This window comes from Paeniglutamicibacter sp. NPDC012692 (assembly GCF_042901625.1).
GTDB lineage: Bacteria > Actinomycetota > Actinomycetes > Actinomycetales > Micrococcaceae > Paeniglutamicibacter.
In genome coordinates this window covers 1-11,728 of record NZ_JBIBDE010000009.1, presented here as the reverse complement: position 1 = coordinate 11,728, position 11,728 = coordinate 1, and the positions used below count along the sequence as shown (strand labels likewise).

The 11,728-nt window shown below is 58.6% G+C and carries 14 protein-coding genes; 3 read left to right on the top strand and 11 right to left on the bottom strand.

Going from position 1 to position 11,728, the window contains the following annotated elements:
• Positions 1-72: 72 nt before the first annotated feature.
• Positions 73-603 carry a hypothetical protein gene (locus tag ACFY5D_RS20915; RefSeq protein ID WP_387534309.1) on the bottom strand — a complete coding sequence of 177 codons (531 nt, stop codon included), beginning with the start codon at positions 601-603 and terminating at the stop codon, positions 73-75.
• A 281-nt stretch (positions 604-884) separates the two neighbouring features.
• On the bottom strand, positions 885-1,265 hold the full coding sequence (locus ACFY5D_RS20910; protein ID WP_387534307.1) for a hypothetical protein: 381 nt from the start codon (positions 1,263-1,265) through the stop codon (positions 885-887).
• Positions 1,266-1,804: 539 nt separating this feature from the next.
• On the opposite strand from ACFY5D_RS20910, the gene ACFY5D_RS20905 reads away from it, so the two are divergent.
• The 3 genes from ACFY5D_RS20905 (at position 1,805) to ACFY5D_RS20895 (ending at position 5,499) form a co-directional block, all read left to right on the top strand.
• Complete coding sequence (locus ACFY5D_RS20905; protein WP_387534305.1) at positions 1,805-2,629, top strand: hypothetical protein; 825 nt, start codon at positions 1,805-1,807, stop codon at positions 2,627-2,629.
• Between the two features lie 148 nt (positions 2,630-2,777).
• Positions 2,778-4,736, top strand: coding sequence for an ATP-binding protein (locus ACFY5D_RS20900; protein WP_387534303.1), 1,959 nt, complete (start codon positions 2,778-2,780; stop codon positions 4,734-4,736).
• Positions 4,737-5,220: 484 nt separating this feature from the next.
• Positions 5,221-5,499 carry a hypothetical protein gene (locus ACFY5D_RS20895; RefSeq protein ID WP_387534301.1) on the top strand — a complete coding sequence of 93 codons (279 nt, stop codon included), beginning with the start codon at positions 5,221-5,223 and terminating at the stop codon, positions 5,497-5,499.
• A 36-nt stretch (positions 5,500-5,535) separates the two neighbouring features.
• Here the strand turns inward: ACFY5D_RS20895 and ACFY5D_RS20890 are convergent, their stop codons facing one another.
• From ACFY5D_RS20890 to dprA, 9 genes are all read right to left on the bottom strand, one after another.
• Positions 5,536-6,348 carry a hypothetical protein gene (locus ACFY5D_RS20890; protein WP_387534299.1) on the bottom strand — a complete coding sequence of 271 codons (813 nt, stop codon included), beginning with the start codon at positions 6,346-6,348 and terminating at the stop codon, positions 5,536-5,538.
• Positions 6,349-6,585: 237 nt separating this feature from the next.
• Positions 6,586-6,978, bottom strand: coding sequence for a GNAT family N-acetyltransferase (locus ACFY5D_RS20885; protein WP_387534297.1), 393 nt, complete (start codon positions 6,976-6,978; stop codon positions 6,586-6,588).
• A gap of 260 nt (positions 6,979-7,238) precedes the next feature.
• Entirely contained in the window at positions 7,239-7,424 is a 186-nt protein-coding gene (locus tag ACFY5D_RS20880) for a hypothetical protein (protein WP_387534295.1), read from the bottom strand.
• Entirely contained in the window at positions 7,421-7,675 is a 255-nt protein-coding gene (locus tag ACFY5D_RS20875) for a glutaredoxin family protein (RefSeq protein ID WP_068738516.1), read from the bottom strand. The genes ACFY5D_RS20880 and ACFY5D_RS20875 overlap by 4 nt, the downstream gene beginning before the upstream one ends.
• Positions 7,676-7,867: 192 nt before the next feature.
• Complete coding sequence (locus tag ACFY5D_RS20870; RefSeq protein WP_387534293.1) at positions 7,868-8,170, bottom strand: hypothetical protein; 303 nt, start codon at positions 8,168-8,170, stop codon at positions 7,868-7,870.
• Positions 8,171-8,172: 2 nt separating this feature from the next.
• On the bottom strand, positions 8,173-8,583 hold the full coding sequence (locus tag ACFY5D_RS20865; RefSeq protein ID WP_387534291.1) for a hypothetical protein: 411 nt from the start codon (positions 8,581-8,583) through the stop codon (positions 8,173-8,175).
• Positions 8,584-8,589: 6 nt separating this feature from the next.
• Entirely contained in the window at positions 8,590-9,006 is a 417-nt protein-coding gene (locus ACFY5D_RS20860; protein WP_387534289.1) for a hypothetical protein, read from the bottom strand.
• An 83-nt stretch (positions 9,007-9,089) separates the two neighbouring features.
• Entirely contained in the window at positions 9,090-10,076 is a 987-nt protein-coding gene (locus tag ACFY5D_RS20855) for a DUF4192 family protein (protein WP_387534287.1), read from the bottom strand.
• Between the two features lie 634 nt (positions 10,077-10,710).
• Positions 10,711-11,728: DNA-processing protein DprA (gene dprA / locus ACFY5D_RS20850; RefSeq protein WP_387534285.1), on the bottom strand; the 1,018-nt coding region annotated here is incomplete at its 5' end.

Below are 11,728 nucleotides of genomic sequence, written 5' to 3'. Positions count from 1 at the left end.
AACCACCGCCGGAACCACCGCCACGACGACGATCCTCGCATCGCTTAGCGACCCAAAAAGTGAGCCTACTTGTCAGTATCGACGCCCATTGAGAATGGGCAGTGTGTAATAGTCGGCAGTCCAGATGAATTCCGGATCAGGTCCCACATTATCTGAACTCCGCTGGATCAGGTCGTTGCGTCCTGGCGCCAATTGCAGGTCAGTCCGGCGATCCCAATACGCCCAGCAGCGCCCCTGCAGCGTCTTCGACAGATAGCTAATCCCTAAAGGTTCGGATCCATCATCCAGCGTTACGTTTCTGATTAGATGCGCAATCAACGTGGTGAGGTCTCTGTCTTCACCGGTGATAGAACCGTTGGTGAGCAGCTGCAGTCGTTCTCCAACGCCAACAAAGGATGAATCGAAAGATTCGACTGCCTTGAGCGTATCGACGTGATCCATCTTGACCCACCATCCATCGCGTGGGAGACGGATCTCGTAGATCGATCGGTCCATCTGCCAATCCACTGAAATTGCCCATGGTGCGTCGAGGCCGTTGTCTTGAGCTTCCTTGAGGACAGCCTCAACATACTTTCTCGGATCCCATCCGATGGATTCGGCCACCTTTGTGATAGCTGCTCTGCTTTGACGAAAACCACTCAAAACTTCTGCGTAGGCACAGCGACGAGAGTCGGCCAAGTAAATTGTGGACCCCAGGCTGTCGTACCGACCCCGAGAGTCGGCTTGCGCAGAGCTGGCACCGACGACCCGTGGGCCCACGATTTCATTCGCGCGAACTGCAAGCGCGCCATAACGATCTTTTGCCACTCGGTATGAGACTTCGCCTAGAGCCGGTAGCAGTCGAAGCCCCGTTGTCGTGCAGGTTCGGGACTCGCCAGTTACTATCATGCTGCGAAGGTGTCATTCACGAATGCCTCCGCAGCGCCGATGACGTCACGAGCCAGGTTCTTTTGAATAAACAGCACAGGCAGCTCCTCGTTCAGACGTGGGTTTGCCCCCATGATCCATGCGAGCGCGAGGTTCTTGCCGTCTGCTTGCTCAAGGGTTCTCCATACCCGGTATCCAAGCCGTAATCGTGTTTCAACGTCCGGGCGAGGTTCAGGCCCATCAGGCTTGGCCCATTTGGTAGGTGAGGTCCGGTCTTTGACGCCGGCCATGGACTGAACAATGGTGGTGCCCACGTTTTTGTTGAGCTCGCGCACTATGTCGTGGATGTTCATACGGGTCGAATCGACGTGAATGAGGTTCCTAACAGTTGCTTCCATGCCTCGATTGTTGCATGAAAGTGCTCATAAATCAACAGAAAAGCATCATCAATGATGTCTAAAAGGGGCGAAGTCTGCGCCCTCCGTCAGCACACCGGCTATGAAAACGTTGTGTCATCTGCGCTATTCAGCAGAGTGTGAGCCTGCTGCGCCACAGCCTTATGCTGGGCCGAATCCAGTTCCTGGCGCAGGAGAAAGTGCCACGTGATCAGCTGCAGCGTCCATGTCGAGCGCGAGCACTGTTGTCGGAGAATTCGCTGCACAAGGAAATAGCGGTCCCTACCAGTAAGCCACCCCTCCATCATCTCCGAGGTGGTCATGAGTCCCGACAACATGACGACGCCCGCTATGGCGTCCGGACTTCGCGGGAACGGCTACCTACGCGGCGCACTGCGGCCCGACAGTCATTCTCGAAAACGGACGATTTTAAGAATTGGTCGAAACGAGAATCCTGAGGCCGGAGAACTTTTGAAAACGACAGCCGCGTCACCATACAGAGCCGACAAAAGCTCAGCCGTTCGTGCCAATATGCTTGGGACATGGAAGTTGATACAGGTGACGCACTCGCAAGAGTCAACAACCTAAATGAAGCAGTCAAAAAGACAGTCAACCGCATAAATACGTTTCCCGCTTCAGTTTCTGGATCAGTGCTAAATGCAGATGACCGTTTGTGCCCTCGAGCCGAACTTTCCACTCATGTTGGGCACCATCTGGTTCCCTCGGCGATCGACCATATTTGGTATCTAACCAACTCGATCGTTGAGACTAGGCTTTTCCCGGTCTTCGGTTCCTACACACTGGCTCGTTCGACTATCGAGACTGCAAGCACCATCCTATGGGTGCTGGCTCCTCTGGACCGCGATACCCGATTGAAACGGCACCTACGCCTGGAAATGGCCAACGCAAATGACGCGCGAAAAATGATGCGCACCCAAAACGAAGTAGGGAAGTTTCTGGGACGCGCTGTCTCTCCTGACGCGCCAGATGACTTCGTTGCAGGGCGGATAGCATCACTCGAGGCTGCAGCCGCAGGGATCGAACTATCTCTCAGGGAGATGAACCAGGCCCCGAGGATGACTTCAATAATCAAGGATGCCGCACACGAGTCCGGCGAATCTCCCCAGGTATTCCTTGACTGGCAAATTGCATCCGGCGCAGCTCACGGTAAGCCCTGGTCGGGACTTTTGACGCGCATGCCGAGAGACGGCTGGGGCGCTGAGGCACGGGCAGACGCAAATACAGATCGTTCTGCCGGCATCGCAAAGATGGTTTCAACTGCCGAGCGGGGTTTGAGGATACTTGAACAAGGGTTGGACCGCCTTGAGGAACTTCGATCAACGAAGGAACCTCCAGCCAAAGGATGAAGGAACGGACCACTGTGGAGTCGTCGTCTCAACTCCCGGGTATTTCTTTCCCTACCTGTTCCATTGCTACTAAAACCCGAGGCCCACGCAGTCAACCACGCAGACCAAGCTCACCGTCACCTTATGCAAGTCATGGCACACTTACACAATGAGCAAAATCAGTGTCCACGCGGGACGAAGCCTCCTTGTTGGTCTAGTGAAGACCCCCCATGTCGGACTGCGTGAGCTCATTTGGAATGCCTTTGACGCAGATGCCGAGAATGTCATCGTGATCCCCGAGCAATCCCCATTGGGCGGATGGGACACCCTTACCGTCAGCGACGACGGTACGGGAATGAATGAAATCTCCGCGAACGCCTCATTTTCAAAAGTAGGAGACAGCTGGAAGGCCCCACTCAACTCCCGCTCCGAAATCAAGAAGAGACCCATGCATGGGCGGCATGGGCGGGGTCGATATGCCGCATTTTCTTTAGGCGAGTACGTCACATGGACATCCACCGTAGATGAATCAGGATCCATGAAAACAGTCGCTGCACAAGGTGTTCGATCAGACCTAACGACCGTTGACGTTACACCGGTTGAAACGGGGGAACTAAAGCGCGGGACGTCGGTACGGATAACTGCGCTTAGTACTGAATGCATTCGTGATCTGGACAAAGAAAATTACTTCAGAAATGAAGTAATTTCTGAGTTTGCCCTGCATCTGGACCGTTATGAAGATTTTCGCATCACGATCTTCGGCGAGGAACTAAATCCCAAGTCAGTGCAGCTGGACAATCAGACTTTTTCAATACCGAACCCAGAAGGGACCAGGGGCAAGATAGAGCTGACCGTCATCGAATGGGACATTGCCAATGTAGAACGACGCCTCTATCTCGTTAGCGACGAGGGCTCGATCATTGATGAGATGCCTCCTGGGATCCAGGCCCCCGGGTCGGAATTTACTGCCTATCTTAAGTGGGCTGGCTTCACCTCCGGGCAACCTTTGGTAATGGAAGATGATGAAGAAACCCCCGCGGGCAAGGTTATCCAGGCAGCAAAGAACAGACTCCGGGAGCACATGTCGCTTTCCATGCGACGTCGCGAGAAAGAAACCATTGAGAAATGGCGGCGTGAGGGTGTGTACCCGTATGTAGCTGAGCCCAAGTCCGAGACCGAAAAAACCGCTCGTTCTGCGTTCAACGTTGTCGCTCAAGCATTCTCACGGACGGTCGAGGCCAGCAAGTCAACAGATCTAAAGAAAATGGCGCTCGGTCTACTTAAAGAGGCCTTCGAGCAAAGCCCTGAATCAGTGCTCCCCATCCTTCAATCTGTGGCAAAATTGCCCAAAACAAGAGTGGATGAGCTTACTGATCTTCTCGATCGCACTGAGTTAGCAAGCCTTATATCGGCTGGGCGCATGGTTGGCGACCGACTCGACTTTATCCAAGCGCTCAATGCTCTGGTGTTCGACAAGCTGAGTAGGAAACATACAAAGGAGCGCCGCCAGCTACACCGTATCCTGGCCCAGGAGACTTGGATATTTGGCGAGGAATGGTCACTCACCGGAGACGACGTGCGTCTGACCGAGGTCCTCAAGAATCATCTTGCGAAGTTGGACCAAGATGCAGAATTGGCGTCGGGAACCCCTGTCCTACGAGAAGACGGCAGGGACGGAATCCCCGACCTCGTACTCGGACGAAAGATGAGAATCGCAAAGAACTCGTATGAACAGTTGGTGGTTGAGCTTAAGCGGCCCGGCCATACGCTCGAAGACAAAGACGTAATGCAAATCCGCTCTTATGCGAGTGCTATTAAGAATGACCCCCGATTCGATCAACAGAACGTGTCCTGGGAGTTCTGGCTTATCGGAACCGACATGAAAGACACAGTAAACGAGAGTAGAAATCAGCCTCATCTACCTCCCGGTGTCATACAGGCATCGCCATACAGAATTGTCGTAAAGACGTGGGCTGAAGTGATCAGCGAAGCTGAGTTCCGGCTGCAGTTCGTCCAAGAGTCTCTGGACTATGCCTCCGATCATGACAAGGGTATTTCGTATGTCAGGGAACGCTACGCGGAGTACCTTCCACCCGAACTGGCTGTTGAGGAAAAGGTATCCGCCTAAGCTGGGTGGACCGATAGATATCCTGTACGAAAGAGCAATTGGCCTCATGATGTCGTTTGGCCTTTACTCGCGTCTGGACCAAGCACAGTTGACGAGCATTTGGCCGTCCATCGGTCCCACCAAGCCGACCGAAACTTGGCGTGGATGAGATTATGCGAAATATCCACCGTTATCGTGGATTCCCGTGCCGATAGTCCAATCAGAACCCTGAAACTGGTGTCGTTTGGGTGACACTATGATGGCATCATGAGTGGAATAGATGTCTGGGGCGCAGCGGTCCCCGCGTGGCTCGGCGGCGTGGGTGGCCTGGCTGCGGCGGTAGTCAGCAGTATCGCTCTCGTTAAATCCCTCAAAACCCAGGGAGGAGTAGAGACCCTGAAAGCCGCGGCGAATGCGGGGGGGTGCTATTGAGACTTCAGCGGCCCCACAAAGTGCATCCACCGCCGAAACAAGAATGCCGTCACCGGAGCCTGCGCAGAGCAGGGTGAGCTGGACTGCCTGGCACGAGGCCAAGAACCGGTACCGACTCCGCAATGACTCAACACACACCGGCGCGTCCGCGAAACTGACCGGGTTCAGGGACGTCACCCCCGGCGGTGACAACGCCGCCAGATACGACGGCACTCTGCCGCTTGAGCTTGCGGCGGATGAGACAGTACCGTTCACGATCGATAAGTCTCTGGTCAGCCCGAGCGTCACCGCAATCGAGCTTACTTGGGAAGACAGCGACGAGACCGAACTCCGGCGTACGCTCTACATCTAGCCGCGCCGTCCATGAGTTGCCGCACCCTCCGGCGGCTTAGGGGCCTCGCAGCTCACTCCACTTTTCGCCGTCCCACAGCCAGCCCAGTCGGGACTCATCGTGCACGACCCACAAGTATGTAATGGCGGGGTCCAGCTGCGGCTTGGTCGTGGGAAGACCCCATCCCTCGTCCACCCAAGAAGTTTTCTCACGGCTTAGTGGGCGGACGATATTGTACCAGGTGTCGTCGTCTAGCCACACGAACAAGTGGCCATTCTGGGCGCCGGATGCACGCAGCTTCAAAGGATTGTCGGTCTTCTTATTGAGTGCCTTCATCAGTAGGTCAAGTGACTCATCGATGCCGCTCACCGAGCCGCCACTTCCGGCGCTGACACTAATACGGTGAACGTGATCCGGTTCCTCCGGGCTCTTCGAATGCGGGAAGGGAATCGCTCTCTCGACGCCGGCATCCAGTAGCGGCAGGTAGACATGCGAAAGTTCACCCTTATTGACAACATGCGCTCTTGCGCGCCGCTGATCGAAGTACGTCTCACCCGCGAACTCCAGTTCAGCAATCGCCAGCTGCACTCGCTGCACAAAAGATTTCATCCCCAGCTGGGTGTCCGCGACGAACACGAACCAGCAACCTTGCAACCTCGTCGTCGGAGAGCCCTTCGCCTTGGACTTTAAGAGCGCGCCACGAGAGCTCTTCCTGTCGCCTTCGGTGACAGCCGTAACTTCGAGGGCGGCGGTGCCATCGGTGGAGAGGTAATCAACTCCGCCGTGAGTGTCCGCGTGCTCGAGCTGAATCCCCATCACCCGCTCAACGATCTGCTTCGCGATGGCCTCATTCGTACGTTCCTGGTTCATCGGCCTCTTCCGTTCGCGAATGCCTTAAGTATATTCATGTAGTAATTGTGCTCGGACTTCTTCCTCGTCACGTGTATTAGGTGCCCGCTGAGGGTTCCGCTTGCGGACGACCCAGCACAGTGCAGACGACTTTGGACGCCCAGTGCAGTCGTCTTAGAGGAAAATGACAGTGTCGGCAGAACCTAGGGAACCAAAATAGCTGAACCAGAAATGATCGTTTCTGGTCGGCCTCTTCACTCAGGGTTCGAATGGCAAACGTTGGATGAGCCAAGCGCGATAGCCCATTCCTCGTCGGATACCAAGGTCTTTATCTGGATAGGTGCCGAGGTTGACCCTTCCAATACTTGCGCCAATTGACTTGGCGAACTTCACGTTCAGCGCCCGAGCCTCGCCGTTGTCGTCCTGGGTGGCAAGCGCGATGTTGCGCAGAGGTTCACGTTCCGCTGCTTTGGTGAGCAGTGCCAGGCCTATTCCTCGTCGCTGCGCTTCCGGAACAACCGCGACTATCTGGATGAACAGCGGATCCGAGTCCTGGGGGCCCGGGGATGAAACGCAAAAACCTACGTGAACACCGCCGATCTCGGCTAGGAGTACCAGTCGCTCGGTAACTGTCGAGGCGTTCTTTTTCACAGCTTGGACGCCTATCGGCGAACATAGGACTTGCAAATCCCTCATTCGGCGGCCGTCTTGTGGGTCCGAATTCGCTACCCGGATTGAAACCTCGGACGACGAAAGAGTCGCCAACCGTTTCTTCCACCCGACGAATTCTGGGTCGCGGCTGAGGGGAAAGGCCGGTTCTAACGCCTCGTACTCGCAGTCGCTCACTCCCCTGGGCACGTTCGGGTACTCCAGCGGGGGCGTTTGATCGACATTTCTCGGTTGAGAAGTCATCACTTCGTCCTTTCAGGTGTTCGCTTGGCCTGCTTGGTGCACCGTTCCATGAAGGCGATGACGATTTCCCGCTGGGTCTTGCCCTGCAGTGCCGCGTAGGCCTTGAACTCGTTGGCGAGTTCCTCGGGGACGTCGAAGTTCAGCCGCTTTTGCGGTGTCCCGTCCTTGGTGGGTTTGGCGCTCAACTCGCGACCGCTTCCTTGGCCAGTTTGATGGCCAGGTCGATGTTGGTGGGGTTCAGGCCGGACCAGTGGAAGTCGTCGTCGACCACGACGATGGGGGCCTGGGAGTAGCCCAGTTCCTCGGTGACGTATTCCAGCGCCGCCGGCTGTTGGGTCACGTCCACTTCGGTGAAATCCAGGTGGGCCTCGGTGAATTTCTCTGCCGTCTTGCGGCATCCGAAGCATCCCGGTTTGGTGTAGATGGTGATCGCCATTGCTCTGCCCTCCAGCTCTTTCGATGTACCATCATTCTACCCTCAAATGAGGGTCTCATCTAGGGTTTTGCCTTGATATCCCGGGCATTTTTGGCCGCTGTCCGTGCCCTGTAAACCTTCGGGATGTGGTGCCTGTTTTGGCCGTCAATGCCCGCTGGTGGACCCTGGTTGCTGCCCTTCGGTGGCCCGGGTTCAGGAGGGTTGGGCTGCGGGCGGGCCGGGTGCCGGCCACGGCAGGTCATCAAGGGTCTGCCACAGCGCGGCACTGTCCACCGGGGTTCGGCTCATGCCCGGCAGCAGGTCCAGGGCCAGTGCCTGCAGGAACCGGGCCACGGTGTCGGTGGCCTCGGCGTAGGTGGTGTGGCCGGCTTGTCCGGCCGTGAGGATGGCGGCGCATTTCTGCGCCTGGTACCGGCTCAAGTTCACCGGGGCGTCGTCCAGCACGTCGCGCCCGGCGAGCAGCTCCTGGTACTGGTTGGGATCCAGCGGCCCCATGCTTAGGCGCCGTTGCCTTCGCGTTGGAGTTCCTCGTCGCGGCGGCGCTCTTCCGCGGTGCGGTAGCCCTGCCCGGCGATGGCGTTCTGCGCCTTCGCCAGTTCCTCACCCATCTGCGCAGCCAGCTTTGCGGCCCGGGCCAGGTGTTCGCCGGCCAGGGCGACGCTGGCGGCGGGGTCTTTGCCCTCGTCTTCGGTGACGTCGTATTCCTGCAGGGATCTCGTGAGGCCTTGGGCGAGCTGGTCGGAAATCTGGGGCAGGAAGCTGCCGAAGTTCTTCAGGTTCCCCAGGATCCGGTACACCTCGGGGGCCGGGTGGGTGGCCCGGGTGAGGTGGGCCATGGCGCGCAGTGCTTCGCAGGCGTTGTCCGCTTCCTGCACCGCTTCGGGGGTCTGGTCCTCATCCATGCTCATGCTCTCCTAATCCTGTTGTTCGTGTTCTGTTCTCACCATACTGGCCGGGCACCAGGTGCCCAGGGTTTCCCCGGTGTCATCGGTCCATGTCACGTGCACCAGGTGCGGGGTGCGGGCGGTGACCTCGACCGGAATGACCGGGGTGCCGCTGGTGGTCGGTATCTCGGCGGTCGCCCGGTGGCGCGGCACGGGCTCGGCCGGCGCGTCGCCCGGGTAAAAGCGCATGAGAACGTATGCCGTGCCCTGGTGGGTGAAGGTGTCCGGGTTTCCCCGTGCCGGGGTGTCCGGGGCGCGCAGCGCCCCGGTGCGGCGGCCGGGGGAGCTTGCGGAGGAGGCCGCCGCCGAAATCCGTGACTGCGGCACCCATGTCGGGTTGTGGTGGATCTGCGTGTTCCGGGGCGGGAAGACTAGATCGTGGCTCATGTGTGCGACTCCCTTATTGGTGTGAGTGTAGCTAGGTGGGGTGACGGTTTGAACCGTCACCCCACCCTGGCCTGTGGTTGGTGTTAGTGCTGGGTGGTGGCGCTGGCGGCCAGGTGACCGCTGAGGATCAGCCGGTTGAGTAGCTGGCTGAGCCGGTGGCCGGGGTTGGATTCGAGGGCGAGGCCCACGAACTTGCGTGCCTCGGTTCCCTTGCCGTCGATCCAGCGCGTCCAGCCGATCGCGACCAGCAGGTCGGCACGGTGTTCGGTGGGGATGAATTCAAGGGCGGCATACAGTGTGTCTCCCCCGGCCTTCAAGAATCCCCAATCCTCCGGGGTCTTTTCCCCCATCAGCGCGGCACCGATTTCTTCAAGTTCGGTGTCGGTGGTGGCCAGCGAGGCGATGAGCATGTCGCGCATCCCCTTGTTGGTGCAGGTTCCGGCCAGCCATGCGGCGTGCTCGGGGCCGACCTTTCCGGTCTGCCGGTAACCCTCGATCATGTCGGCGAGCGTTCCGCGTGCCACGGCGAGCGTTTCGGCGCACCTTGAGTCCATGGCCGCCGCTTCGCGGGCGAACCGTGCCAGCAGTTCGGTCGGTGCGTGGGTGCACGCCGGGATGTCGGCGGCGAGCTTGGTACTCCGGGTGGTGGCCATCATGAGGGTCAGTGCCGCGTTGGAGGTGGCGACGGCGGAGAATTCGAGAGAGTCGGTTGAATCTCCGTCGTAGTCCATCAGGTGCCCTGCGGTGATGAGGATGGCCGAACGGATGGGGCACCCTGCGTGGGCGAGGGTGTCACCGAGTGCGCGGTACTGGGCGGTGGTCATGGCGTCCTCGTCCTCGAAGCTGAGCAGGATGACCCCGTTCGCGTCGGAGACGCGGTGCACGTAGTCGGTGATGGCCTGTGCCCATTGTTCGGCGGGGGCGTCGTGGTTGGCGTCGGCGCGCAGCGTGGCGACCAGCCCGTTTTCGTTCATCAGCATCAGTGCCACCGAGGAGGTGGGAACGAACCCGATGCCGTGGATGGCGATGGCCACTACGTCGGCCATGGTGCTTGCCTTGATGGTGTTCATGTTTTTTCTCGTTTCATGGGTGAGGGGGATCGCGGCACCAGCCCCGCGCTTTGTCTCTCCCCCGCGTTTTTTGGTTGCTGGCGAAGATTTATCGAGCGGGCCGGACGGAAAGCACAGCAACCCGCAGGGCGGTGCCGGGAAAAGATGGGGAGGAAATAAGCGACGTAGGAGCGCCGACCCATGTTTTCCCGGTGCCGGCCCCGGAGCCTGCGTAGGGGCTTGTGTGATTGGAGCCGGCCCATATGATCCGAAGGACAGCAACCGAAAAAAGGGGACGGCCGCCAGGCCGGCTACCTGATTCGCCGGAGGTGAATCAGGTCAACAGTCGGACGCGGAGCGGACGCCCGTTTCCTGGTTGCGAGCGAGCGAGTAACCAGGACGCCTGAAAACCGCATCATTCCGTGCTGAGTAAATGATGCATTGCTCACTTGAGTAAATGAGTAAGAAGCGGCGTGAGCAGAAGACGCCATTGACGCGAGTAAAAAAACACGCTCCCCGGCCGCGGCGGATCCGCTGCCTGGCGCGAGGTCTTGAGTGCGCGCCAGCGTCGGCGGCCGGGGGAGCGTGCGGCGGAGGCCGCCCGCACCACCAGGAAAGGGGGAGGTGCACCCGATGTGTCCCTCCCCTACTGCGTTTAGATGTTGGTATCCAACAGGTTCAGCGCTTCGGTTCCGATGGTGATGAGGCTTGCTATGCCATCACGGATGAGTCGGTGAGTTCCTGCGGAATTAGCCGAGAATACCGAACCCGGTACAGCTCCTACGTTTCGCCCCATCGCCTTGGCGTGGTTGGCGGTAGTCATCGCCCCGGAACGCCAGCGTGCCTCGGTTACGACGGTTGCGCCGGCCAGCCCGGCGATGAGTCGATTTCTGGCTAGGAATCGCCCGCGTGTCGGCGTTTTTCCCGGCGCGTTCTCGCTGAGCACGATTCCCCGTGCGGCGATCTGGGTTAGTAGGTCGGCGTTGCCAGCTGGGTAATAGCGGTCAAGGCCTCCTGCCATGATTGCCATAGTTGGGCACCCATTGCTTTCGGCGCCTAGTGCGGCTTCGTGAGCGCGGGCATCTATCCCGTAAGCTCCACCGGAAACTACGGTGACCCCGTTGTTTGCCGCGTGGAAAGCAATTTCAGCCGTGATGTGGCGTCCATAGTCGGTGGCGTCTCGTGATCCGACAATGGCCAGAGCCCGGTGCGTTTTAGGGATCCCGGCCGCCATGTTTCCGCGCCACCAGAGGCCAATCGGATTCGAATGGGGGTCGTTGCCCGCCACAGGCCATTCGTCATCCTCGGGTGTCAGGAATCCACCACCTAGACGCTCGATCAAGGCGAGGTTCGCTTGGGCATGTTCGCGGCCCCGATACTTGCCTTTCCACACGTACAAGGCATCTTCAAGATTTCGCTCATTGGCGCTGCCAAGGCTGTTGAACTTCTCGCGTTCGGAATCGTTCATGGTCGCGTCTCGCTCGACCATCGCCAGCGCTTTTTCCGGCCCGACTGAGGCCAACAATGCACGGGCGGATCCGTCGCACGCTTCTGAAAAGTCAGTCCACGCGGCGTAGGCGATCTTCTGGGTGTTCATGTTTGTTCTCGTTTCATGGGTGAGGGGGATCGCGGCACCAGCCCCGCGCTTTGTCTCTCCCCCGCGTTTTTTGGTT